Source organism: Sphingobium sp. JS3065, from assembly GCF_026427355.1.
GTDB lineage: Bacteria > Pseudomonadota > Alphaproteobacteria > Sphingomonadales > Sphingomonadaceae > Sphingobium.
In genome coordinates this window covers 105,867-129,849 of record NZ_CP102664.1, presented here as the reverse complement: position 1 = coordinate 129,849, position 23,983 = coordinate 105,867, and the positions used below count along the sequence as shown (strand labels likewise).

At 64.5% G+C, this 23,983-nt stretch carries 27 protein-coding genes; 12 read left to right on the top strand and 15 right to left on the bottom strand.

Features of this window, described 5'->3' with window-relative positions; all coding sequences use genetic code 11:
- The first annotated feature begins 55 nt into the window (after nt 1-55).
- The 4 genes from NUH86_RS00615 to NUH86_RS00600 all read left to right on the top strand — a co-directional run bounded on the left by NUH86_RS00615 (nt 56) and on the right by NUH86_RS00600 (nt 2,382).
- The gene (locus tag NUH86_RS00615) at nt 56-214 is read left to right on the top strand and encodes a type II toxin-antitoxin system HicA family toxin (RefSeq protein WP_267250783.1); all 159 of its coding nucleotides are present in this window, start codon (nt 56-58) and stop codon (nt 212-214) included.
- Between the two features lie 19 nt (nt 215-233).
- Nucleotides 234-629: a type II toxin-antitoxin system HicB family antitoxin gene (locus NUH86_RS00610; RefSeq protein WP_267250782.1), complete on the top strand. Its 396-nt coding sequence runs from the start codon at nt 234-236 to the stop codon at nt 627-629.
- Nucleotides 630-758: 129 nt separating this feature from the next.
- Nucleotides 759-1,787, top strand: a complete 1,029-nt coding sequence (locus NUH86_RS00605) for a glycosyltransferase family 2 protein (protein WP_267250781.1) — start codon at nt 759-761, stop codon at nt 1,785-1,787.
- Nucleotides 1,788-1,953: 166 nt separating this feature from the next.
- Nucleotides 1,954-2,382 (top strand): site-specific integrase, encoded by a 429-nt coding sequence (locus NUH86_RS00600; RefSeq protein ID WP_267250780.1) that lies wholly within the window; start codon nt 1,954-1,956, stop codon nt 2,380-2,382.
- Between the two features lie 114 nt (nt 2,383-2,496).
- Here NUH86_RS00600 and NUH86_RS00595 read toward each other — a convergent pair whose 3' ends face one another.
- The 4 genes from NUH86_RS00595 to NUH86_RS00580 are packed head-to-tail and all read right to left on the bottom strand — an operon-like array spanning nt 2,497 to nt 4,854.
- A complete protein-coding gene (locus NUH86_RS00595) occupies nt 2,497-2,979 on the bottom strand; it encodes a DUF1178 family protein (protein ID WP_267250779.1) in 483 nt (160 codons plus the stop codon).
- Nucleotides 2,976-3,806 (bottom strand): carbon-nitrogen hydrolase family protein, encoded by an 831-nt coding sequence (locus NUH86_RS00590; protein WP_267250778.1) that lies wholly within the window; start codon nt 3,804-3,806, stop codon nt 2,976-2,978. The genes NUH86_RS00595 and NUH86_RS00590 overlap by 4 nt, the downstream gene beginning before the upstream one ends.
- A gap of 5 nt (nt 3,807-3,811) precedes the next feature.
- The gene (gene grxC, locus NUH86_RS00585; protein WP_267250777.1) at nt 3,812-4,069 is read right to left on the bottom strand and encodes a glutaredoxin 3; all 258 of its coding nucleotides are present in this window, start codon (nt 4,067-4,069) and stop codon (nt 3,812-3,814) included.
- A 44-nt stretch (nt 4,070-4,113) separates the two neighbouring features.
- Nucleotides 4,114-4,854 carry a ComF family protein gene (locus NUH86_RS00580; RefSeq protein WP_267250776.1) on the bottom strand — a complete coding sequence of 247 codons (741 nt, stop codon included), beginning with the start codon at nt 4,852-4,854 and terminating at the stop codon, nt 4,114-4,116.
- A 41-nt stretch (nt 4,855-4,895) separates the two neighbouring features.
- Here NUH86_RS00580 and NUH86_RS00575 point away from each other — a divergent pair, with 41 nt between their 5' ends.
- The gene (locus tag NUH86_RS00575) at nt 4,896-5,744 is read left to right on the top strand and encodes a class I SAM-dependent methyltransferase (RefSeq protein ID WP_267250775.1); all 849 of its coding nucleotides are present in this window, start codon (nt 4,896-4,898) and stop codon (nt 5,742-5,744) included.
- A gap of 447 nt (nt 5,745-6,191) precedes the next feature.
- On the opposite strand, the gene NUH86_RS00570 is transcribed toward NUH86_RS00575, so the two are convergent.
- Both NUH86_RS00570 and NUH86_RS00565 read right to left on the bottom strand, forming a co-directional pair.
- Nucleotides 6,192-7,160 carry a diacylglycerol/lipid kinase family protein gene (locus tag NUH86_RS00570; RefSeq protein WP_013847460.1) on the bottom strand — a complete coding sequence of 323 codons (969 nt, stop codon included), beginning with the start codon at nt 7,158-7,160 and terminating at the stop codon, nt 6,192-6,194.
- Nucleotides 7,161-7,169: 9 nt separating this feature from the next.
- The gene (locus NUH86_RS00565; RefSeq protein ID WP_267250774.1) at nt 7,170-7,664 is read right to left on the bottom strand and encodes a DUF2141 domain-containing protein; all 495 of its coding nucleotides are present in this window, start codon (nt 7,662-7,664) and stop codon (nt 7,170-7,172) included.
- 130 nt (nt 7,665-7,794) lie between these two features.
- Here NUH86_RS00565 and lptF point away from each other — a divergent pair, with 130 nt between their 5' ends.
- Nucleotides 7,795-9,015, top strand: a complete 1,221-nt coding sequence (gene lptF, locus NUH86_RS00560; RefSeq protein ID WP_267250773.1) for an LPS export ABC transporter permease LptF — start codon at nt 7,795-7,797, stop codon at nt 9,013-9,015.
- 3 nt (nt 9,016-9,018) lie between these two features.
- Nucleotides 9,019-10,122 (top strand): LPS export ABC transporter permease LptG, encoded by a 1,104-nt coding sequence (lptG, locus tag NUH86_RS00555; RefSeq protein ID WP_267250772.1) that lies wholly within the window; start codon nt 9,019-9,021, stop codon nt 10,120-10,122.
- A 3-nt stretch (nt 10,123-10,125) separates the two neighbouring features.
- On the opposite strand, the gene NUH86_RS00550 is transcribed toward lptG, so the two are convergent.
- Nucleotides 10,126-11,193 (bottom strand): fatty acid desaturase family protein, encoded by a 1,068-nt coding sequence (locus tag NUH86_RS00550; RefSeq protein WP_267250771.1) that lies wholly within the window; start codon nt 11,191-11,193, stop codon nt 10,126-10,128.
- A gap of 157 nt (nt 11,194-11,350) precedes the next feature.
- On the opposite strand from NUH86_RS00550, the gene NUH86_RS00545 reads away from it, so the two are divergent.
- On the top strand, nt 11,351-12,508 hold the full coding sequence (locus NUH86_RS00545; RefSeq protein ID WP_267250770.1) for an N-acetyltransferase: 1,158 nt from the start codon (nt 11,351-11,353) through the stop codon (nt 12,506-12,508).
- 25 nt (nt 12,509-12,533) lie between these two features.
- Here the strand turns inward: NUH86_RS00545 and NUH86_RS00540 are convergent, their stop codons facing one another.
- Entirely contained in the window at nt 12,534-13,421 is an 888-nt protein-coding gene (locus NUH86_RS00540) for a diacylglycerol/lipid kinase family protein (protein ID WP_267250769.1), read from the bottom strand.
- A gap of 67 nt (nt 13,422-13,488) precedes the next feature.
- Here NUH86_RS00540 and NUH86_RS00535 point away from each other — a divergent pair, with 67 nt between their 5' ends.
- Complete coding sequence (locus tag NUH86_RS00535) at nt 13,489-14,370, top strand: metallophosphoesterase family protein (protein ID WP_267250768.1); 882 nt, start codon at nt 13,489-13,491, stop codon at nt 14,368-14,370.
- 34 nt (nt 14,371-14,404) lie between these two features.
- On the opposite strand, the gene xth is transcribed toward NUH86_RS00535, so the two are convergent.
- The 6 genes from xth to NUH86_RS00505 form a co-directional block, all read right to left on the bottom strand.
- Nucleotides 14,405-15,178 carry an exodeoxyribonuclease III gene (gene xth / locus NUH86_RS00530; protein ID WP_267250767.1) on the bottom strand — a complete coding sequence of 258 codons (774 nt, stop codon included), beginning with the start codon at nt 15,176-15,178 and terminating at the stop codon, nt 14,405-14,407.
- 66 nt (nt 15,179-15,244) lie between these two features.
- Nucleotides 15,245-15,571 (bottom strand): iron-sulfur cluster insertion protein ErpA, encoded by a 327-nt coding sequence (erpA, locus tag NUH86_RS00525; RefSeq protein WP_267250766.1) that lies wholly within the window; start codon nt 15,569-15,571, stop codon nt 15,245-15,247.
- Between the two features lie 79 nt (nt 15,572-15,650).
- On the bottom strand, nt 15,651-16,373 hold the full coding sequence (locus NUH86_RS00520; RefSeq protein WP_416365335.1) for a M23 family metallopeptidase: 723 nt from the start codon (nt 16,371-16,373) through the stop codon (nt 15,651-15,653).
- Nucleotides 16,374-16,481: 108 nt separating this feature from the next.
- Nucleotides 16,482-17,291, bottom strand: coding sequence for a ferritin-like domain-containing protein (locus NUH86_RS00515; protein ID WP_267250764.1), 810 nt, complete (start codon nt 17,289-17,291; stop codon nt 16,482-16,484).
- Nucleotides 17,288-17,749, bottom strand: coding sequence for a thioredoxin-dependent thiol peroxidase (gene bcp / locus NUH86_RS00510; protein WP_267252188.1), 462 nt, complete (start codon nt 17,747-17,749; stop codon nt 17,288-17,290). Before bcp ends, NUH86_RS00515 begins: the two co-directional genes overlap by 4 nt.
- A gap of 2 nt (nt 17,750-17,751) precedes the next feature.
- Nucleotides 17,752-20,406 carry a bifunctional [glutamine synthetase] adenylyltransferase/[glutamine synthetase]-adenylyl-L-tyrosine phosphorylase gene (locus NUH86_RS00505; RefSeq protein ID WP_267252187.1) on the bottom strand — a complete coding sequence of 885 codons (2,655 nt, stop codon included), beginning with the start codon at nt 20,404-20,406 and terminating at the stop codon, nt 17,752-17,754.
- A gap of 115 nt (nt 20,407-20,521) precedes the next feature.
- Between NUH86_RS00505 and NUH86_RS00500 the strand changes: the two genes are divergently transcribed.
- Nucleotides 20,522-20,713, top strand: coding sequence for a hypothetical protein (locus NUH86_RS00500; RefSeq protein ID WP_267250763.1), 192 nt, complete (start codon nt 20,522-20,524; stop codon nt 20,711-20,713).
- A 188-nt stretch (nt 20,714-20,901) separates the two neighbouring features.
- Here the strand turns inward: NUH86_RS00500 and NUH86_RS00495 are convergent, their stop codons facing one another.
- Nucleotides 20,902-21,777: a neutral zinc metallopeptidase gene (locus tag NUH86_RS00495; protein WP_267250762.1), complete on the bottom strand. Its 876-nt coding sequence runs from the start codon at nt 21,775-21,777 to the stop codon at nt 20,902-20,904.
- Nucleotides 21,778-21,903: 126 nt separating this feature from the next.
- Here NUH86_RS00495 and NUH86_RS00490 point away from each other — a divergent pair, with 126 nt between their 5' ends.
- A complete protein-coding gene (locus NUH86_RS00490; protein WP_267250761.1) occupies nt 21,904-23,082 on the top strand; it encodes a patatin-like phospholipase family protein in 1,179 nt (392 codons plus the stop codon).
- Entirely contained in the window at nt 23,079-23,870 is a 792-nt protein-coding gene (locus tag NUH86_RS00485) for a 3-hydroxybutyrate dehydrogenase (RefSeq protein ID WP_267250760.1), read from the top strand. Before NUH86_RS00490 ends, NUH86_RS00485 begins: the two co-directional genes overlap by 4 nt.
- Nucleotides 23,871-23,983 lie beyond the last annotated feature (113 nt).

The following is a 23,983-nucleotide window of genomic DNA, read 5'->3' as shown; positions in this document are numbered from 1 at the left end:
TCGCTGTCCCTTCGTGTGTATATATTTGTGCATGGAGCGGGATAGCAAAAAGATCGTGAAACGCCTCGCGGATGAAGGCTTTGAACTGGTTTCGGTGAAAGGCTCTCACCACAAGTTCCGCAAGGGCGGCCGCATGATCATCGTCCCCCACCCGAAGAAAGACCTGCCGTTGGGAACGGCGCGGAGCATAGCGAAAATGGCGGGGTGGCTGTAAGGCCCCCCGGAAAGGCAAAATGATGAAATATTTCTACGCCATCGTGCACAAGGATCCTGACAGCGCCTATGGCGTCACCTTCCCCGATCTTCCGGGCTGCTTTTCTGCGGCCGACCGGGAGGAGGAAGTGCTGCCCAACGCCGTCGAGGCGCTCGACCTGTGGTTTGAGGATGCCGACGATGTGCAGCCCCGGCCCATCGATCAGATCCGCGCGGCAGTCGCGGACGAGCTGGCGCAGGGCGCTTATCTGTTGGCGGTCCCCCGGATCAGCGCAGCCGGGAAGATAACCCGCGTCAACCTCTCGATGGATCGCGGCATGCTGGACGCGATCGATGACGCCGCCGCCCTGCGGAAGCTCACCCGCAGCGCCTTCATGATCGAAGCGGCGCGGAACGAGATCGAGGGGCGGCATTGATCGCACTTTTCGCGGCGGCCGCGCTGTCGGGCTGCATTGTTATGGACGGCGGCATGCGGCGATAACGATCGCATCGTTGCAATTAAACTCTCGCTTGCCTCCGTTCGTCACACGAATTAACGGGCGGTTATGACAGCTCCTCTCGTTTCGGTCCTCATACCGACTTTCAATCGTGCCCATTATGTTGGCGATGCCATAGCCAGCGCGCTAGGACAGACCGTCACAGACATCGAGGTAATTGTCGTCGATGATGGTTCCACCGACACGACGACATCCTTGCTCGATTCCATCAGCGATCCAAGAATGCGCGTGATCCGGCACGAACGGAATATGGGAATCCCGGCGACACGAAATACCGCCCTGGCAGCCGCCGAAGGAGTGTATATCGCATGGCTGGATAGCGATGACATCGCTCGACCGACGCGGCTAGCGGAACAAGTCGATTTTCTCGAACTCTATCCCGACATTGCAATGGTCGGGTCATGTGCGGGGAAACTCCGCCCCGATGGAAGTCGGAAGAAGGGCGTTAGGATACCGCCTTTTACGCCAGACCTCATTTCTTCATGGTTGTTGTTCAGATCCGCGTTTCAGCAATCTTCGATATTGGGTCGCGCGGCGATCCTTAAGAACTATCAATACGATTTGGATTTTCCTGTTTGCGAGGACGTGGACATGTTCCTGCGCCTTCAGGAAAATCATCGCCTTGCAAACCTTCCCCGCGTTCTGATCGATCGCAGGATTCATCCAGAGCAGAGTGTGCGTGAACGCGGCGCAGAAATCGCGGACCGCAAGATGATGCTGGCGAGGCCGATGCTGGAACGGCTTGGCGTATCGGTTACCAAGCAAAATCTTGAACGCCACGGCCTGCTTGGCAAGGTTAATTTAAGGGGCGAGCAGCTTCCCGATGATTTCCTGAACTGGACGAAGTCTTGGCTGCATGAATTACAGGACGCCAATAAGTCAGCTCGTATATATGACCAAAGCGCACTGGCATTGGCCTGTGACTTCTTTTGGACGCTCGCTTGCCGTGGTTCAGCGTCGTCAATAGGCGTTCCTGCTGCGACGGGTGCGTTCGTCGGAAGACGCCCTCGTAGCCTTTTCAATTCCACCAGTTACGGTTGGTTTCGCGATGCCCTGCCGCTTCTCGTTCGGGGATAGCTCAAGGGCGATTTTTCGCTTTTGTTCGGCGCATCAAGTGCGCCGGATGACCCCGACGACGCGACCGATCACGAACATTTCGCCATCCACCGCCGTTTCCTCGCGGACCTGCGGATTGTCGGCCATCAGCTTGTAGGAGCCGTCCGGCATCGCACGGACGCGCTTGATGGGTAACATCCTCGCCATGGATTGGCATCAGGTCGACCTGCGCGGCTCCACCATCACCCTGGCCGAAGTAAAGGGCGGAAAGCCGCACATGGTGCAGATCGCGCCCGCCTTACGTGCGGAAATGGCGCGGACGAAGCCGAAGGATCGGAAGGGGCCGGTATTCAATACGACCAACCATAAGCGCCGATGGAGCGCAGCCGTCAAAGCGGCCGGGCTGGTCGACTTCAAATTTCATGATCTCCGCCACACCTTCGCGAGCTGGGCGCGGCAGAACGGCGCGGACCTGATCGACATCTGCGAGGCGCTCCGCCACCACAATGTATCGGTCACCCAGCGGTATGCCCATGTGAAGCCAACGGACACCACAACGGCCTTCGACCGCGTTGCCGCGCTGCTTTCGTCACAATCGCGGAAGAAAAAGGCATAAACCCTAGCTTTTCCGCCGTTTTTCGGGATCGCGCTATCAGATTAGGAATCTGATGCTCTATCCTGCTGAGCTACGGGTGCCCGGTGACGGCTCTATTGCGCGAAAGGGGCGCGGTCAATTCTTCGCTTCGGGGGGAACCACCGGAAAAGGCAAAGGCGCGACCTCCACGCCCTCGGCGATCAGCGCCCGCGCCTCGCTCAGCGCGACCTCGCCGTGGATGCTGGCGCGATCCTGCTCGCCATAGTGCATGGCGCGGGCCTGTTCGGCAAAATCGCGCCCGACCCAGGTCGAATCCTCCAGCGCCTTCTGCTGCGCCTTCGCCAGCGCAAGCACCAGTTCGCGCATCTTCGCTTCCTCGCCCGCGCCCATGACGATGGACGCATCGCCCGAAGATGCGACTTGGGGCATCGTTTCCGGGCGGCTGTTGCCCTTGGGCGCGACGGCGGGGGCCATCACCGCCTTGCCCACATGTTCGTCGCCGCAGAGAGGGCAGGCCAGCAGGCCGCGCGCCTTCTGATCCTCATAATCGGCGCTGGAACCGAACCACGCCTCGAACACATGGCCTTGGGATTCGCATTTGAGGTCGAAAACGATCACGACACTGTCACATCCATGGGCAATGATCGCCGGTTGGCGAGCGCGGGCACCCGACCGCGCACTTCCCCTATGCGCGACAGGTCGATCTCCGCAAGAGCAAGACCCGGCTGTTCGCCCATCTCCAGCACTATGTCCCCCCATGGGTCAGCGATCAGGCTGTGCCCATAGGTGTCGCGGCCATCGGCATGATGGCCGGTCTGCGCGGCGGCGATCACGAAGCAGCCCGCCTCTATCGCCCGCGCCCGCAGCAATATATGCCAGTGCGCCTTGCCGGTCGGCACGGTGAAGGCGGCGGGCGTCAGCAGCACCGTCGCGCCCGCATTGGTGAGCGCCCGGTAAAGATCGGGAAAGCGCATGTCGTAGCAGACCGACATCCCCATGCGCGCCCATGGCGTATCGACCGCGACGACCCGTTCGCCCGGCCCGTAGACCGACGATTCGCGCCAGCTTTCGCCCGTCGCCAGATCGACGTCGAACAGGTGGATCTTGTCATAGCGGGCGCGGATTTCGCCGCTGTCGTCGATCATGAAGCTGCGATTGGCCCAGCGCCCATCGGTTCGCTCATCCTTCAGCGGCAGGGAACCGAGATGCACCCACAGGCCCTGTTTCGCCGCCGCCTCGCGCACGGCGGCCAGCACGGGATCGTCCGCCTCCGACCGCAACGTCGCCGCCGCCCGCTGCCGGTCGCGATCCAGATAGCCCGCCATTTCCGGGGTGAAGAGCATGTCCGCCCCCTCCCCCCTGGCGCGCGCGGCCATATCCGCGATGGCAGCGGCATTGGCGGCGGGGTCGATCCCGCTCGTCATCTGGAAGATGGCGGCGCGCATCCTGCCTATGCCTCCAGCAACGTGTCGAGCTTGCCCTGACGGTCGAGCGCCGCCAGGTCGTCGCTGCCGCCGACATGCTGGCCGTCGATGAAGATTTGCGGCACCGTCGTCCCGCCATGGGCACGGTCCAGCATTTCCTGACGCTTCGGCCCGCCCATGGTGATGTCATATTCCTCGAACGCCACGCCCTTGTCGTTCAGCAGCGCCTTCGCCCGGGCGCAATAGCCGCACCAGGCCTTGGTATAGATTTCGACCTTCGCCATATTTTACTCCTCGATCGTCGAAATTGTGGTTCGGCGGCTATTTGTCAATCGATCCCGTCCGGCAGAACCCGCGCCCAGCACAGCAGATGAACGCTTGCCGCGCCGCCGCGTTTCAGCGTCCGGGCGCAGGCCGCCGCCGTCGCGCCGCTGGTGTGCACATCGTCTATCAGCAGCACGGCGCGCCCCTTCAGCCCATGATCCGGCGTCAGGGCAAAGGCGCCGCGCACCGCCCTGGCCCGCAATTTCGGGGTCATGCCGCGCAAGGGCTGGGTCCGGCGAGTGCGCAGCAGGGCGTGATTGTCGACCGGCAAGCCCGTCAGCCGCGCCAGATGGCGGGCGATCAGGGCCGACTGGTTGAAGCCGCGCCACCAGAGCCGCCAGCGATGCAGCGGCACCGGCACGATGACGGCATCATCCACCGCCGGAACCTGCCGCGCCATCTGCTTCGCGATCAGCCGGGCAAGGCCGATGCGGCGGCCATATTTGAGGCGCAGCGCCACGGCGCGGGCGACATCGCCATAGGCCAGCACCGCCTGCGCGCTGTCGAAGGGGGGTGGATCGGCCAGGCAGGCGCCGCATTCCGCCCCGGCGCCGCGATCATAGTCGAACGGTGCGCCGCAGCGGGCGCAGCAGGGCGCGCCGAGGAACCGCATTCCGCCCCAGCAGCTCAGGCAAAAGGCGTCGTCGGCATCCACGATCGCGCCGCAGCCGGGGCAGCGCGGCGGCAGGGCATAGTCGACCAGGGGGCGCAGCGCTGTCTTGAGAAGCGGGGAAAGGGACATCATCTCCCTTGTTCCCGCTCCTTCGCCGTTGCACAAGGCCCGCCATGACCCACGCCGACATCTTCGACCGCGCCCTGCGCGCCAAAAGACGCGACCGGATGATGGCGCGCTTTGCCGGGCATGATTTTCTGTATCGGGCGATGCTGGATGAGTTGCTCGACCGGCTGGGCGACGTGCAGCGGGATTTTGCGGACGTGCTGGTCATCGGCTGCCCTGACGGCAGCGCCAGGGCAGCGCTGGAGGCGATGGGCAAGCGCGTGGTCTGCGCCGATCCCGGCTTCGCGGCGGCGAAGGCGCAAGGCGGGGTGCAGGCGGATGAGGACGCCCTGCCCTTTGCCGATGAGAGTTTCGACCTGGTGATCGCGTGCGGAACGCTGGACAGCGTCAACGACTTGCCGGGCGCGCTGATCCTGATGCGGCGGGTGTTGCGGCCCGATGGGCTGATGCTGGCGGCCTTCACCGGAGCGGGTTCGCTGCCCCGGCTGCGGGCGGCGTTGATGGCGGGCGAAGGCGACCGGGCGGGACAGCATATCCATCCGCAGGTCGATGTGCGGTCTGCGGGCGACCTGCTGGCGCGGGCGGGCTTCACCATGCCGGTCGCGGATGGGGATGTGCTGACGGTGCGCTATGGCGATATGCTGCGGCTGATGCACGACTTGCGGGGGATGGGGGCGGGCAATGTGCTGGTTTCGCGGGCGCCTGCGCTGCGGCGGGAGGCGCTGGCCGGAGCGGCCGGGCACTTCGCCGCCGCCGCCGATCCCGATGGCAAGACCGCCGAGCAGATGGCGATCCTGTATCTGAGCGGGTGGAAGGCCGATCCCAGTCAGGCTGGGCCTGCCCGGCGAGGGAGTGCGACCGTGTCGCTGGCCGAGGCGCTCAAGCCGAAGCATTGAGGCCATGCGCGGCAAGGGCCGGAAAATGGCAGTTTTGCGTCGAAGTTCACACCATATGCGCGCGCGTGCCTGGGCGCGCGTATGCGAAGCGGGTTTTTGATCGGACGTTTCAAAGAGGGATGGGGGATAGAAGGGCGGACGCGAAATAGGACAGGCTGAAATGCGCGGCTGGCGAGAAATAGGATGGTTTTTGGGGAGGCTGTTGCCGTTGGGCTGCCTATTTGGTTGGAGGATAGACAAGAGCGGACATTAGATATCCGTTCGGGCTGAGCCCTTCGACTGCCTGCCAGGGCAGGCGCTCAGGATAAACTTGCCTTCCGCAAGTCGAAGCCTTCAGCCGAGCGGAGCGAGGCTTCCATGCTTCGCCTCCGCTCAACAGGACCCTTCGACTTCGCTCAGGGCGAACGGAAAACTGAACGTCCGCTTCCCACCCCAAACCGCCAAAAGCTACGCCGCCAGGCGCAGGAACGGTACCGGTTCGGTCGAGCGCAGGACTATGGGCTTGCCTTCCGACGCTTCGAACAGTTCGCCGTCCAGGATGACGCTGCTGCGGTCGCCCTCTATGCGGATCACGTCGCCCTGTTCCAGATGGATGCCCTGCATCTGCGCCTTGCCCACGCGATTGGTGACGCTCGCCCAGACGAGGCGCAGCAGCGCGGGCAGATTCTGGTCGACGGCCATCAGCTTCATATTGCCGCGCCTGCTGTCGCCCGGCTGCACGCCCAGCAACAGCTTTTCCAGCGTCGTCACGATCAGCACCGCGAAGCGCCCCGCCAATTGCCCGTCGCGGATCAGCGAGATGCGCACCGGATGGCTCGATTGCGGCAGGAATCGGGCGCGGATGCCAAATAGCAGCGACACGACCACCGCCAGCGCCGTCAGGAAATGGCTGAGGCCGTTGGACAGGCCCAGCGGATAGATCTGGTTGCGGCAATAGAGCATGTAATCGGCCAGCCCTGCTCCGCCTAAGAACATGCCCAGCACCGGCCGGCTTTCCGCCCGCCCGTCCGACAGCGCGATCAGTTCGCGCGCGACGACATGATCGTCGACGCCCGCCTTGGCGATCTGGACGATCCGTTCCAGCGCCTTGATCGGATCGCCGTGGATGCCCAGGTCCAGCGCGATCAGGTTGGTCTTGCCATTGGGCAGCACCGCGATCGGCGGCACCCGGCCCTTGAAATGTTCGCCCTGGTAGAGTTCCGTCAGCGCCGCCTGCACCGTGCCGTCGCCGCCGTTGATGACGATGACGACGGGATCGACATGGGCGATGGTCTGGAGCGCACGGCCGATCTGGTCGACATGTTCCACCTCATAATGGAAGATGTCGGGATTGCTGGCGCAATAGCTGCGCACGCGCGGAAGCGTCTGCCGGTTGCCCGTGGATTTGGGATTGGACAAAAGGGCGACGCGAACCATGATCGGGGATCACATATATCTGAGGTTGATGGTGATTTTCGTCACGCCCGGACCCGCATAGAAGGCCGCCTTTTCGACCCCCGGCTTGCCCAGGTTGAAGATGCTGATCGACGGATTGTTGGAAAAGCCGCCGCCGTCGCGGGAAATGTCGGTCTTGCCGTTGCCGTCGCGGTCGTGGCGCACGGCGATGCCATATTTGCCCGGCTGCGGCACCGGCACGCAGAAGCGCATTTCGCCGCCCGCGGCCTTCACCGGCACGTCGATGCGGTTCAGCCATTCGCCCTTGTTGAGCCAGGCGGCCTTGGTCGCGGGATAGGATTGCACGCGCACCGTGCCGGTCGCCGCGGAAAAACCACGCACGTCGACCAGAACCGCCGGCCCCCTGGCCGTGGCGGAACAACGTTCCAGATCGTTGCCGATCTCCATTCCATGGGCGATTGCCGGGGTAGCGGCGAACAAGGCCCCCACCGACATCAGACCCATTGCAACTTTGAACATGACCATCCAACTCCGTGAAGCTATAGCCGCCCGTTGAAAAGGACGGCGAGCCCCTGTTCGCCCCGCAAATTGACCTGACTCGCATATGGGGGGGGTTTGCGGCCAAATCATGGTGATGGGACGACCACTTAGAGAAATGCTGACAGCCACCGACAGATATCTCGCCCGGCTGATCGCCCTGCCCATGTTGGGTACGCTGGTGATCTCTGCCATGCTGCTGGTGCTCGACAAGATGCTGAGCCTGTTCGACTTCGTCGCGGCGGAGGGCGGGCCGGTCAGCGTCGTGTGGCGGATGCTGGCGAACATGATGCCCGAATATCTGTCGCTGGGCATTCCCATCGGCCTGATGCTGGGAATTTTGCTGGCTTTTCGAAAGCTTGCCCTGTCGTCCGAACTGGACGTGATGCGCGCGGTGGGGCTTTCCTATGGCCGGTTGCTGCGTGTGCCCTATATGTTTGCCATCGCGCTGGCGCTGCTGAATTTCGGCATTGTCGGCTTCGTCCAGCCCTTGTCCCGCCATGCCTATGAGGCGCTGCGCTTCGAACTGCGCTCCGGGGCACTGGGCGCATCGATCAAGGTGGGCGAGTTCACCAATCTGGGCAAGCGCATGACCCTGCGGATCGAACGCAGCCTGGACGAGGGCCGCAATCTGCAAGGGATTTTCGTCCGCGCCATGGGCAAGGACGGCCAGACCGTGGCGGTGACGGCGGCACAGGGCGAATTCCTGGCGACCGACGACCCCGACACCATCATCTTCCGCCTGCGCGACGGCGTGCTGGTGAACGACGCGCCCAAATACCAGTCGCCGCGAATCCTGTCCTTTTCCAGCCACGACCTGCCGATCGACCTGCCGCAGATCGAGAAATTCCGCGGCCGCGACGTCGACCGGGAAAAAACCATCCCCGAACTGGTCGTGATCGGCCATGATCCGGGCACGCCCGACAAGCTGCGCAACGAGATTCGCGCCAATTTCCATTTCCGCATGGTGGAGGTGGCGATGATGCTGCTGTTGCCGCTGGCGGCGCTGGCCTTCGCCATTCCGCCCAAGCGGTCGACGTCGGCGCTCGGCGTGTTCCTCTCCATCATATTCATCGTGACCTATCACAAGGTCAACGAATATGGGCAGGGCGTGGGATCATTGGGCAAGATCGACCCGATCATCGCTTTGTGGGGGCCGTTCCTGCTGTTCGCGGGGCTGATCCTGTGGATGTACCATGTGATCGCGCGCCGGCCCGGCGGCCAGCCGATCGCCGCGCTGGAATATGCCTTCGCCAAGATCATCAAGCAGGTTTTCCGCCTGCTGGGCCTGGTCCGGCGGCGACCAAAGGCGAAAACCATGGCGGAAGGAGCCGCCTGACCCATGCATCAGTTCAATTTCTTCCCGTCGCGCCAGATCAGTTGGTATATGGCGCGGCTGTTCCTGACCCGGACCTTCGCGGTGCTGGCGATGCTGGTCGCTGTGCTCCAGACGTTGGACCTGCTGGGCGAATCCGGCGATATCCTTGCCTATGCGGGCAATGGTGACGCCCAATTATGGCATTATGTGGCTTTGCGCGCGCCGCAGATCGTGGCGCGGTTCCTGCCCTTTTCAGTGCTGCTCGGCACGCTGATCATGCTCGCCAGCCTGAACCAGAACAGCGAGATCATCTCGATGAAGGCGGCGGGGCTGTCGGCGCACCAGATATTGGCGCCGCTGCTGGCGGCGGCGCTGGGCGTCGCGCTGATCAGCTATGCCTTCAACGAGCGGATCGTGGCGCGGTCTACGGCGCGGCTTTCCGCCTGGCAGGCGGTGGATTATGGCCCCCTGCCCCCGGAAACCGGCATCAAGGCCAGCCCCTGGGTGCGCGACGGCAATAATCTGGTGACGGCGGCCATCGTCGCCGGGCGGGGCACGGCGGTGCAACTGCGCAAGGTGGAGATATTCAACCGCGTCAACAATATGCTGACCACCATCGTCCAGGCGCCCAGGGGGCATTATGACCCCGCCGCCAGAAGCTGGGTGCTGGAGGACGCACGGCAGTTCGACGTGGCGCGGGGCACGGAGCGGCGGATCGGCACCGTGCGCTTCGGGCGTGACATCCGGCCCGATCAGTTCACCCTGGCAAGGGTCGATCCCGATGCGCTGACCTTCAGCCAGTTGCAGGCGGCGATTGGCGACCTGCACGATGCGGGGCGGCCTACGGCCGAGTTGGAGGGAAGCCTGTGGCACAAGCTGTCCGGGCCATTGTCGGCGCTGCTGATGCCGATCCTGGGTTCGGTGGCGGCGTTCGGGCTGGCGCGGTCCGGGCAGTTGTTCGTGCGCGCCGTGTTGGGGATGGCGCTGGGCTTCGCCTATTTCGTGGCGGACAATTTCTCGCTCGCCATGGGGAATCTGGGGGCTTATCCGCCGTTTCTGGCGGCATGGGCGCCGTTTCTGCTGTTCCTGCTGGTGGGCGAGACGGTGTTGTTCCGGACGGAGGAATAAACCCTAGCGCTTCACCATGGTCGAACGGGCGATCTTGCCGACCAGCGGCCACATGCCGGGATAATTGCCCCGATGATAGGGTGAATCGCTGGTCAGCGTAGCCACCAGACGACGGTGCGCCTCACCCAGCGCATGATAGGGCACGCTGGGCAACAGGTGATGCAGCGCGTGATAGCGCAGCCCCACCGGCGCCCAGATCGCGGCGAAGGGCGACGGCGGCGGGACATTCACAGAATCCAGATATTGCGCGGTGACGGTCATCGCGTCGCCCTCATTTTCCCAGAGATGCGCGACCAGCGTGCGCAACTGGTTGATGACGGTCATGCCCGAATGCACGGCCATATAGGTGAGCAGCGGCTTCCAGCCGAAGGCCAGGACGCTGCCGACCAGCGCCAGCGCAAAGAGGCTCGCACCCGCTTCCTGCCAGGCCCATTGCCGGGCGAACGCCCCCTCCGGTGCGCGGCGGCGATAGGCGGGGTTGATGGAAAGCGCGGAAAATTCCGCCACCACTTTCCGGCGCAGCGGCGGGACGATCAGGCTGAGCGGCGTCAGCAGGCCGAAGCGCAGGATGAGGCCGACGGGCGCCAGCGACGCCACCAGGATGAACAAGGGCAGCGACCAGGGCTTCATCAGCGCGAGCGGCAGATATTCCGGGTCGTTCGCCGTGCCGTAGCGGGTGCGGGCGTGGTGCTGGGTATGCACTTCCTCATACAGGAAGCTGGGGATCAGCAGCGGGATGCCGACGAGCAGGTTCCAGCCGACGCGGAAGCCGGGCAGGGCGTCCTTACGGATATGGGTCAGTTCATGGATGAAGCTCGACGCGCGATAGAAGGCGAGCATGGCCACCAGGCCCAATGCCGGCATGAGCATGCCGTTGCCGGTCAGGATCGCCCCGGCCAGCGCCGCATAGCCGATGAAGGCCGACGCCAGCATGTCGGGCCAATAGATGGAAGGCCGGGCCGTCGACAGTTCGCGGGTCAGGTCCGCCGCCGCGCGCAGCATCGCCGCATCGTCGGGGATCGCGCTTTTCGTCCGCGACGCGGCTGCGATAAGGGGGTCGTGCACAGTCATGCCGTGGTTCCTAAAGGGTAAATGCGCTGCAATTGGGGCAGCAACATGACGATTTGGCCACCATGATCCCATCCGCTCATGTCCCGATTGACATTCCCGAAACAAGCGACGATCCGTCCTGTCAAACACTCCTGCTCTTGCGAAAGCCCCCACCGCCGTGGCCAATACCGAACTGGTGATCACTCCCGTCATGTCCAAGGCCGACCGGAAGGCTTTCGTGGACCTGCCCTGGCGGCTTTATGCCAACGATCCCAACTGGGTGCCGCCGCTGAAGGATGAAGTCTACAGCCTGATCACGCCCAGCAAGAACCCCTTTTTCGGCCATGCCGAGGCGCAATATTTCCTGGCGCGCCGGGGCGGCACGGTGGTCGGGCGCGTGTCGGCGCATCTGGATCATCTGGCGCTGGCCCAACCCGCCGAACAGGGCATGGGTCCGGGCACGGGCAATTTCGGGCTGTTCGAGGCGGAAGACGCGGAGGTCGGCGCGGCGCTGATCGCGGCGGCGGAGGGCTGGCTGCGGGCCAAGGGGATGACGCGGTCCCTGGGTCCGATTTCGCTGTCGATCTGGGAAGAGCCGGGACTGCTGATCGAGGGCTTCGACCATAAGCCCACGGTGATGATGGGCCATGCCAGGCCGGAATATCGGGCCATGGTCGAAGGCGCGGGCTATCGGCCGGTCAAGCAGCTCAAAACCTATGAACTGGACATCACCCATCCGTTCCCGCCGCTGATCCAGCGCGTCATCCAGTCGGGAGAGAAGAATGCGCGCATCCGCATCCGCAAGGTCGACAAGGCGAAATTCGATAGCGAGGCGGCGATCATCCTGCGCATATTGAACGACGCCTGGGGCAATAATTGGGGCTTCGTGCCGATCACCGACGCAGAGGTCGCGCATTTCGGCAAGCAGTTGAAGCCGATCGTGTTCGACGACCTGATCATGATCGCGGAGCTGGAGGGCGAGCCCGTCGCCTTCATGATGACGCTGCCCGATCTGAATGAGGCGATCGCACCCCTGAACGGTTCGCTCTTTCCCCTTGGCTGGGCGAAGCTGCTGTGGTGGCTGCGCAAGCCCCAGGTGCGGACCATGCGGGTGCCGCTGATGGGCGTGGTGCAGCGGTTGCAATCGTCGCGCCTGGCAAGCCAGTTGGCCTTCATGATGATCGAATATATCCGCCGCGCCGCCATCGCGAACTATGGCGCGACGCGGGGGGAGATCGGCTGGGTGCTGGAAGACAATCAGGGCATGAACGCCATCGCCGACGCCATAGAGAGCCGGGTGAACAAGGTCTATCAGCTATATGAGAAGCCTCTCTGAACTCCCGGCTGCGGGCGCGGAATGACTACGGCACCGCGACTTCCACTGCCCCTGCCGCGATTTTCACCGTTGCGGGGGTTTTCGCCAGCACTTCCCCGTCGATGGAGATGCGTTGCCGCGGCACCGTTTCCACACGGAAGGATTTGCCGCGAAATTCCTGCGTATGCGCATGGCGATCGCGCAGCCTGAAGAATTTGGCGTACCAGTCCCATGCGAGCCGCGCATGGCTGCGCCCGACCACGGCCTGAATCACGATCTCCCCCGTGTCCACATCGGCCTGATCGGACAGTTCGACCCCGCCATGATAGGGGCCGTTCAGAATGCGCACCTCCGTCGCCCACATGCGCCGTTCCCGCACGCCGTCGTCCAGCATCAGCCGAAAAGCGCGGAACCCGATGGAACATTTGACCGCCCAGAGCAGATAGCCGAGCCGCCCAAGATAGCGCTTCAACTGGTGGGGGACCGTCTCGCCGATCATCGGGGACAGGCCCAGCGACGCCGCGTTCACGAAATAATCCCGATCGATCATGCCCAGGTCGATCCGCCGCCGCCGGCCGCCGGCAATGGCGGCAACCGCGCCCGGCAGATCGAGGGGAGTGCCCAGCGTCCGCGCAAAGCTGTTCGCGGTGCCGAGCGGCAACAGGCCGAACACGCAGTCCTTGCCCACCAGTTCATCCACCGTTCCGGACAGCGATCCATCGCCGCCGCCGACGATCACCATCGGCGCGCCCTGCGCGACTGCCTGCCTGACCATCGCCTGCAAGCGGCCCGGATCCTTCACCGCATGGGCGGCGATCAGGCGCAGGCCCGCCTGTTCCAGCAAGGCCTTGGCTTCCTCGAACAAGGCCTCCCCCCGGCGGGAGTGGACATTGACGATCAGCACCGCTTCTCGCGGCAGGGACTTCATTTCCATGCCTTAACAACACGCAACTGCGCGCCAAGGTCCGAAACCATCGGCGGCCTTCGCTCGTTCATGGGGCATGGCCCGTATCGCCCATCTGTCCGACATGCACTTCGGCGCGCATGATCCCAGGATCGTCGCCGCCGCCGAAGCCTGGATGCAACAGAACCAGCCCGACCTGGTGGTCGTCAGCGGCGATTTCACCCAGCGCGCCCGGCGCGACCAGTTCCGGCAGGCCAGCGCCTGGATCAACCGGCTGCGCGCGGCAGGCCTGCAATTGCTGGTCGTTCCGGGCAATCATGACGTGCCGCTCCATAATCTCGCCCAACGGTTTGGGGCGCCGCTGCGCCGCTACAAACGCACGATCAGCAACGATCTCTGCCCCTTTTACGAGGATGAGGAGGTGGCGATATTGGGCCTCAACACGGCGCGGTCGCTGACGATCAAGGGCGGGCGGATCAATCATGACCAGATGCGCCTGCTGCGGGACCGGTTTGCGCGGGTGGCGGAGGGGAAGACCCGCATCCTGGTCACCCATCATCCGCTGTTCGCCATGCCGATCGGCAAGGGCGGCGAACTGAGCGAAGCCGTCGGGCGGCATGAGGACGCGGTGCGGGCGGCGGCATCGGCAGGAATCCATATCGCGCTGGCAGGCCATTTCCACCGCACCTATGCGGAGGCGGCGGAAAGGATGGTGGCCCATGCCGGCGGCGCGCTGGTGATCCAGGCGGGAACGGCCACCTCCACCCGGCTGCGCAATGCAGAGCCGCAAAGTTTCAACTGGCTGCATGTCCACCGCCATGACGAGATCGAATTGCAGGTGGTGGTGTGGGACGGTGCCAGCTTCCAGCGGGGGCACCATGTCGCTTATTTTCGGCAGGACGGGGCGTGGATCGGGCAGGATATGGTCGATCCGGATGCCCTGCCGGGGATTCGGGTGGCTGAAAGCGCGCGGGAATGAGGCGGACTGGCGGTCAGCGCCCGCCACCCGAACTTCATTCCGTCAGTTCCACCCAGGTCGGGGCATGATCGCTCGCCTTTTCGCGCCCGCGGAAATCCTTGTCCACCTGCGCGTCGATCAGGCGGTCGGCGGCGGCCGGGCTGAGCAGCAGATGATCGATCCGGAACCCCGCGTCGCGTGGCCAGGCGTTCATCTGATAGTCCCAATAGGTCCACACCCCACCGGCCGGATGGCGGGAGGCGATGGCGTCGGTCCAGCCGTCGCCCAGCAGGCGGCGATAGGCGGCGCGGCTTTCCGGCTGCATCAGCGCGTCGTCGGCCATGGCCTTGACCGAATAGACATCCTTGTCGCGGGGGATGACATTATAATCGCCCGCGAGGATGGCGGGGACTTCCTCCGCCCAGATTTCCGTGGCGCGATCGCGCAGGCGTTTCATCCAGCGCAGCTTGTAATCGAATTTCGGCCCCGGCTGAGGATTGCCGTTGGGCAGGTAGATGCTGGCGACGCGCAGCGCCTTCACATCGGCTTCGAGATAGCGGCTATGTTCGTCCTCCGGCTCGCCTGCCAGGCCGCGCTGGACCTCCACCGGGGTTTCGCCGCGCGCGAGGATGGCGACGCCGTTGAACCCCTTCTGCCCGTGCCAGATGGCGCCATAGCCGACATCCTCTATATCCTTGACCGGGAAGGTATCGTCGGATGTCTTTATTTCCTGAAGACAGGCGATGTCGGGGCGCGTTTCGTCCAGCCACTCCAGCAGGCGCGGCAGGCGCGCCTTGATCCCGTTGATGTTGAAGGTGGCGATGCGCATGGACGAAATCTCCTTGCGCGCATCCCTAAAGAGAAAAAGCCCCCGCCGACAAGGGCGGGACCGATTTTAAACCGAAAAGCTGGTGCCGCAACCGCAGCCGGCGGTGGCATTGGGGTTCGTCACCTTGAACGCCTTGCCCCCAAGATCGGAGACGAAATCGACCGCGGAGCCGCGCACCAGGTCGATGCTGACGTCATCGACCACCAGCGTCACGCCGTCGCGCTCCACCGCGATATCGTCCGTCTCCACCGCGTCGGCCAGGCCAAAGCGATATTGGAAGCCCGAACAGCCTCCCCCCTCCACCGCGAGGCGCAGGATGGCGGGCTTGCCCTGCTTGGCGGCGATGGCCGCGACGCGGGCGGCGGCAGAAGAGGTCAGATCGATATCGGTCATGATGCTTAAATAGGGTCGAGCAAAAGGCCCGGCAAGCTTTCGCGCGCCGGGCCTTTGAAAAGGGGTGTGAAAGGCGGGCTTATTCGGCCGCCTTTTCCTGGGCCTTGGTCGGGCCGCCCATGGCGATCGGCGGCCTGGTGTTCATCGCCACCAGATAATCCGGTCCAGCGACGAAGGGGACGGGGTTGATCGCCTGTCCGTCAAGACGCACTTCATAATGAAGGTGGCTGCCGGTCGAGCGGCCGGTCGAGCCCATCAGGCCGATCAACTGCCCGCGGCGCACATAGCTGTTGGAGGCGACCAGCAGCTTCGACATATGGCCGTAGCGCGTTTCCATGCCGCCGCCATGCGAAATCTGGACCAGATTGCCATAGCCGTTGGCCCAGCCCGCGCGATTGACGATGCCATCGGCGGTGGCGTAGATTTTGGTGCCCATCGGGCCGGGAATGTCGATGCCCTTGTGCATCCGGGCGCCGCCGTTGAAGGGGGCGGAGCGGACGCCGAAATTGGAGGTCAGGGAGAGTTTTTCGACCGGACGGCCGGAGGGGATGTAGTTGGCCGACTTGGCCTGACCGTCCAGCCGCTGCAGGCTGGAAAAGAGGTTGGAGAAACCGACATCGGCCGGGCCGAGCGCGCTGGTGTTGATTTCCGACGCATCGCCATAGGGATCGTCATCGTCGCTCCTGGCCTGGGCCGGTACGGCGGCGCAGAGCGCTCCTGCCATGCCCATCGCTCCAGCAATTTTAAGCGCGGAACGGAACCATCGCGCAGCGCGCGCATTCTCAAAATGAAAAACCAACATGCCGACCCCGACTATTGACCGGAGGCTTTGCGCCCCTCGGCCATCCCCACGTTAACCAAAATGCGGCTCATGCCGCCACCCGCTGTCGGCAAGAGGACATGTCCCGTCCTATTGTGCAAGCGAAGTGTAAAATTCCCGCGTTAAACCGGCTTGTCGGCGCGCCGAGTCGTTGAATGGAGGCTTCAACGCCCCTCGAAAGTGCCGTTTCACAAGGATTTGGTAATGATTGGCCGGGTCCAGGCCCAATCGCTTCGTCGCGTGGCCGAACCATGTCGTCCCGGCCGCGACATGCCGAATCTCATCCGTCATGATGCGGCGCAACATACGGGCCGACGCTTCGTCCCCTGCCCATTCGAACCGCTTTATGGTGGCGGGCGTGATATCCAGCGCCCGCGCCTCCAGCACCATCGGCACGATGGCGAGGCGGGCGAGCGCGTCATGCGCCGTCTCGCCCGCCGCCTGCCACAGGCCGTCATGGGCGGGCAGCGCGCCGTAGAAGCTGCCGAGTTGGCGCAGCCTGCGGTCGAGCAGCGCGAAATGCATGGCTTCGTCGGCGCCGACGCGCATCCATTCGTCGGTGAATGCCGGCGGAAATTCCGCGCCGAAACGGCCGATCAGGTCGAAGGCAAGGTCGATCGCGACGAATTCGATATGGGCAAGCGCGTGCAGCATCGCGATCCGCGCCCGGTCGGAGCCGATCTTACCCCGTTTCGGCATCTGGTTGGGCGGCAGGAGTTCGGGCTTTTCTGGGCGGGCCGGGCGATCCGGCATGGCGGCGTCGAACCGATGCGCCAGCCGCCCCAACCGCCAGTTCCGCGCCACCGCCCGCGCCGCCATCAGCTTGGGCACGGGATCGGGCGTCAGCAACACATGGGCGCAGGCCGCGCCCACGCCTTCCAGGGAATCGGGCAGGGTCAAAGCGCCTTCGCGGCCTCCAGCACCTCGGCGGCGTGGCCCTTGACCTTCACCTTGGGCCAGACGCGCAGGATTTTGCCGTCGGCGCCGACCAGGAAGGTCGCCCGCTCTATGCCCATATATTTGCGGCCGTAGAGCGATTTTTCGACCCATGTGCCGAAAGCTTCGCACATGGCGCCCGGTTCGTCGGAGGCGAGCGTGACGGTCAGGCCATATTTGTCGGCGAATTTTTTGAGCTTGGCGGGCTTGTCCTTCGATATGCCGACCACCGGTACGCCCAATGCCGCGAAATCGGCGGCGAGCGCGGTGAAATCCCTGGCTTCGTTGGTGCAGCCGGGCGTGTCCGCCTTGGGATAGAAATAGACGGCCAGCGGCTTGCCCCGGTAGCGCGCCAGGGTGAAATCGGCCCCGTCCGCATCCTTCAGGCCCACATCCGGCACGGCATCGCCCACGTCCAGCATCGTCATTCCTCCTTGAAGGGCGCGGCCAGCGCCGCCCATGCGTCACCGACGCTTTGCCGGGCCTGCGCGTAGCTTTCAAGCAGGGCGTCCCAGCTTTCGACGCCGCAGGCGCGCGCGACCAGAGGCCGGGTGGCTTCGGGCGGCTCGGTCGATTTGGGCGAAACCAGGCGGGAAACGACGAGAAAGCGGGTGATGAGGTCGTGCGCGGCGATCAGTTCGCCCGGCAGATGGCCCGCCGCGACCAATTGTTCCAGCGCGGCGCGCAGGTCCGGGTCGAAGGCCATATTGTGGCGGAACTGGGTGATGTGGATCAGAAACTCCAGGTCGACCAGACCGCCGGGCACCAGCTTCACGTCGAGATCGCTCGCAGGCGGCTTATGTTTGGCGATGTCGCCGCGCATCTTCACCGCATGGCGCGCCAGATCGTCGAAATCGCGGGGACGCTCCAGCGTTTCGGTCAGGATCGCGTTGAGGGCGGCGCGTGCCGCGTCGGAGCCGAAGACCGGGCGGGCGCGGGTCAGCGCCAGATGCTCCCAGGTCCAGGCCTCCTCCCGCTGATAGCGGGCGAAGCTGTCCAGGCTGACGGCCAGCAGGCCCTGCGCGCCCGATGGGCGAAGGCGCGTGTCGACTTCATAGAGCGGCCCCGCCGCCGTGTGCACCGACAGGGCGTTGGTGATGCGCTGGCCCAGCCGGTTGAAATATTGCGTCGCACCCAGCGGCCTGGCGCCGTCGGACTCGGTTTCGAAACTGCCGGTGAAAAGATAGACCAGATCGAGGTCGGACGCATGGGTCAGCACCCCGCCGCCCAGCCTGCCCAGCGCCAGGATCACCATTTCCCCGCCGGGCACTTTCCCGTGGGCGCGCTCGAACTCCGCGACGGTGGCGGCGCCCAGCGCCTCTATGGCGGCTTCGGCCACGCGGGAATAGCCCCGGCCCGCCTCCAGCGGATCGCCGCCCCGGATGATCTGCGCGCCCAGCGCGAAGCGGCGGTCGTTCACCCGCTGGCGCACCCGGTCGAGCAGGGCCTGATAATCCTCACCCTCCTCCAGCCGGGCGAATTGTTCCGCCAATAGCGCGACAGGGGGCGGCGGATCGAAGGCGGAGGTGTCGATCAGGCCGTCCAGCAGTTCCGCCCGCCGTCCCAGCGCATCGGCCAGTGTCGGCGCATGGCTCAGGAATTCCGACAGCATTTCCACAAGGCCGGGACGGGCGGTAAGCAGCTTGAAAAAGTTGATCGCGCTGGGCAACCGCCCGATCAGGTCGTCCAGCCGGTTGAGCGCCCGAGCCGGATCGGGCGCGGCGGCCAGCGTGCGCATCAGGCCCGGCAGCAATTGCTCCAGCGCCTCCCGCGAAGGGCCGCTGCGCAGCGCCCGGATCGTGCCGGAACGCCAGCGGGCGATGCGCGCCAGCGGCGTTTCCGGATCGGCAAAGCCCAGGCCGGAAAGCTGCGCCTTCAACCGGTCCTCATCATGCGCCAGCGATTCATCGGCCCTCGCCGGGGTCAGCCGGTCATAATTGCCGCCGACCCACTGCACCTGCGGGCGCAGCAGGTCCAGCAGCGCTTCGCCGTCCGCCAACCCGTGCAGCCGGGCGACATTGTCCATCGCCTCCGCCGTCTTTGGCAATTCATGGGTCTGGCGGTCCTCGACCATCTGCAGGCGATGTTCGACCGTGCGGAACAGGACATAGGCCTCGTCCAGCTTCGCCGCGACGTCCGGTTCGAACACCCCCGCCGCCGCGAGCGCTTGCAGCGCCTCCCGCGTATTGCCGGATCGCAGCGAAGGATCGCGCCCGCCATGGATGAGCTGATGCACCTGCGCGAAAAATTCGACCTCTCTTATGCCGCCGCGCCCGCGCTTCAGGTCATAGCCCGGCCCGAAGGCCTGTCCCTGCGAATAATGATCGCGGATGCGGCGCGAAATGTCGGTGATCGCGTCGATCGCGCCGAAATCCAGGCTCCGCCGCCAGACGAACGGCCGGATCGCGTGCATGAAATAATCGCCCAGCGCGATGTCGCCCGCCGCCGGACGCGCCCGGATGAACGCTGCCTGCTCCCAGCCGAGGGCCATCGATTCATAATAGCCGATCGCCGCTTCCACCGGCAGGGCGATGGGGGTCGCCTCCGGGGAAGGCCGCAGGCGCAGGTCCACGCGGAACACATAGCCGTCGCCGTCCCGCGCATTCAGCAATTCGCTGACCCGCCGCCCGATCCTGACCGCCGCGTCGGCCGGATCTTCCCGTTCGCCATGGGGCAGCGTTTTGGGATCGTAGAGCAGGATCGGGTCGATATCGGAGGAATAATTCAGTTCCCGGCTGCCATGCTTGCCAAGCGCGAGGACGACGAAACCCCGGTTTTCCGCGTCGGGATAGCGCTCCGCCATGGCGGCGGCCAACGCCTCCTCCAGCGCCTGGTCGGCAAAGTCCGACAGGGTGCGCGTCACCCGGTCCAATCCCCATGCGCCCGCCAGGTCCGCCGCCGCCGTCACCAGCGCGACCGCGCCGCGCCTGCGCCTCAAGGAGCGGGCGATGCCGTCGTCAGGCCCGGCGACTTGCTGCGCGGCGACCCAGGCGGCTTCGAAATCCCCCTTTTCCAGCAGGGCGGCGACATCGGGGAAACGATCCATCTGCCGTGCCAGAAATGGCGAATGCGCCCGCATCCTTGCCGCAGCCGCAGAACCGTCCGTCACCTCAATTCTCCCATAATGGAGCCGATATCGTGCGGGTTTGCGATGAATGCCAGAAACTTTTCCGCGTCCCGACAGTTAATTGGACATGGAAATGCAACGCAAACCCTTTGGCCGATCGGCCCGGATCCAGGATGGCGCGATCCGCCGCGTCCTGGATATCGGCGTGCCGCAGCCCCATGAGGGCATCGGCAATGCGCTGCGTTCCACCTTCCGCGCCGGACGGGATTCGGTGCCGGAGGATATGCTGGATTTGCTGGCGAAGCTGGATCGGCATTAGGTTTTTGAGGTAATTTGATCCTCCTTGCGCGAGGCGTGGGGAGGGGAACCATGCGAAGGCTGGTTGAGGGGAAGGGGCACGACCTGCGTATTTTCCCGTCCACCACCGCTTTCAGCGGCGGTCCCCCTCCCCATCTTTGATGGGGAGGATTTTTAGGGAGGTAGAATTGCGCTTCACAGCGGATTAATTCACGCCCCCTTGAACGTGTCGCATTGGGCGGGATCGCCGCTGTCCAGCCCCTTGCGCAGCCAGATCATCCGCTGTTCGCTGGAGCCGTGGGTGAAGCTTTCCGGCACGGGCCGCCGCCCGGCCGCCTTTTGCAGCGTGTCGTCGCCGATCGCCTGCGCGGCCTTCATTCCTTCTTCCAGATCGCCCGGCTCCATCAGGCCCGTGCGCTTGGCCCACACGCCCGCATAGCAATCCGCCTGCAATTCGACGCGGACTTGCAGGGCATTGCCCTGTTCCTCGCTGACGGTGCGCTGGCGCTGGTTCACCTGACCCAAAGTGCCTTCCAGATCCTGCACATGATGGCCCACCTCATGCGCGATCACATAGGCATTGGCAAAGTCGCCCGGCGCGCCGAAGCGCTGCTGCAGTTCGGTGAAGAAATCCGTGTCGAGATAGACCTTCCGGTCATTGGGGCAGTAGAACGGCCCCATCGCGCTCTGCGCCGCGCCGCAGCCCGACGAGCCGCTCTGCGAATAGAAGGACAGGACCGTCGGCTGATATTGCCGGCCCGCCTCCTGAAAGGCCTGCCCCCAGACGCGCTCGGTCGACCCCAGCACCTTCAGCGACCAGTGCTGGATGTCGGTCAGCTTCGCCGCGTCGCGACTCACCTCCCCGCCCTGGGGCATCTGGCCGCCGCCGCCGCTCATCAGGCTCAGGGGATTGACGCCCATCACCGCCAGGACGATCAGCACCACGACGATCCCGCCGCAACCGAAACGACTGCCGATCAGCGGCAGCAACAGGCCCAGACCACCGCCGAGTCCGCCGCCCAGGCCACCGCCCCGGCCGTCCTGAACCTCGAAATTCGTGCTTTCCCGTTCGTCGTCGAGCCGCATTTCGTTCCTCTCTTTCCCTGCCTTGCCTAATCCATTCGGCTGCCTGTGGGAACGGTTCCCGATGAACAGATTGTAACGCCACATTCAGTTGGAATGCCGCGGGAGAACTCTATATTGCACTGCGACATGGCCGATACCGAACCCCAGCCGCGCCACCGCGCCAACATGCCGCTGCCCCTCCCCCGCGAAGTCGCGCTGTTGCTGCAGGGCGGCGGCGCGCTGGGTTCCTTCCAGGCGGGGGTCTATCAGCGACTCGATGAGTTGGGGGTCGACATAAGCTGGGTCGCGGGGATTTCGATCGGTGCGGTCAATGCCGCCATCATCGCGGGCAATCCCCCGCACAAGCGCCTTGCCCGGCTGAAGAAATTCTGGCTGACCGTGTCGGGCGGCATGCCCAATGTCGTGCTGCCCGAAATCGACCATATCCGCGAAGCCGCCCATCTGATGGCGGCGGGCACGGTCGCGACCTTCGGCGTGCCGGGCATGTTCCGCCCGCGCTTGTGGCCCGCGCCGCTGATGCCCGAAGGGACGCCGGGCGCGATCAGCTTCTACGACAGCGCACCGTTGAAGGAGACGCTGGACGCCTGCATCGACTGGAATCTGCTGAACGACGGGCCGGTGCGGCTGTCGGTGGGCGCGGTGGACGTGGAAAGCGGCAATTTCGCCTATTGGGACACGCGCGGCCCCGGCGGCAACACCCGGATCGACGCGCGGCATATCATGGCGTCGGGCGCCCTGCCCCCCGGCCTGCCGCCTGTGGAGATTGACGGGCGCTGGTATTGGGACGGGGGCATCGTGTCCAACACCCCGCTCGCCCATGTGCTGGACCATCAAAGCGAGGATATGCTGGTGTTCCAGGTCGACCTCTTCCCCGCCGAAGGGCCGATGCCCCGGCAGATGACCGACGTCTATTCCCGCACCAAGGACATTCAATATTCCAGCCGCACCCGCCAGGTGACGGACCAGTATCTGCGGCTGCGCAAGGAGCATAAGGCGATCCGCGCCCTGTTGGACAAGCTGCCCCCCGAATTGCAGGACGATGCCGATGCGCAAAGGCTGCGCCAGTTTCTGGACATGGGGTCTGTCAATATCGTTCACCTGATCTACCGCAGCCGCGCCTGGGAAAGCGGGGCGCGCGACTTCGAATTTTCCCGCTCCACCATGCTGGACCATTGGTCGCAGGGCCGCGATGCGGTGGAGGAAGTGATGCACAAGGGCGACCTGATCGCCCGCAACATCGTCAACGGCAAAAGCTCCACCTTCGACCTCGACGCACCCGACCATCTCAAGGAGAAGCAGGCATGAGCAAGACCCTCTCTGGCAAGACCGCGCTCATCACCGGGTCGACCTCCGGCATCGGCCTTGCCTATGCCAAGGCGCTGGCCGGGGAAGGCGCGAATGTCGTGATCAACGGCTTTGGCGACGCGGACGCGATCGAGAAGGAGCGGGCCGGGCTGGAGGCGCTGAGCGGGGCGAAGGCGCTTTATAGCGGGCATGACCTGACCAAGACCGACCAGATCGAGGCGATGATGCGGGAAGCCGCCGATGCGTTCGCCGGCGTCGACATCCTCATCAACAATGCCGGGATGCAGCATGTCGCCCCGGTCGAGGAATTTCCGGTCGACAAATGGAACCTCATCATCGCGCTGAACCTCAATAGCGCCTTCCACACATCCCGCCTCGCCATTCCTTATATGAAGGAGAAGAAGTGGGGGCGGATCATCCAGACGGCTTCGGCGCATTCGCTGACCGCCTCCCCGTTCAAGAGCGCCTATGTGACGGCGAAGCACGGGCTGGCGGGCCTTACCAAGACGCTGGCGCTGGAGCTGGCGACCTTCGGTGTGACGGCGAACTGCATTTCGCCGGGCTATGTCTGGACGCCGCTGGTGGAGAACCAGATTCCCGACACGATGAAGGCGCGCGGCATGACGCGGGAGCAGGTGATGAACGACGTGCTGCTCGCGGGGCAGCCGACCAAGCAGTTCGTGACGGTGGAGCAGGTAGCGTCGATGGCGCTTTATCTATGCAGCGATGCCGCCGCCAACATCACTGGCGCGAACATGAGCATCGACGGGGGCTGGACGGCGCAATAGCCGCTTCGCGACCGGGCCGGTCCTTAACATGGGTTGTGGCATATAAGGAACAGTAGAAGGATTTGTTTTTATTGAGGAAACCTGACGCAAGCCGCGCAGGTTATGCCCTTCGA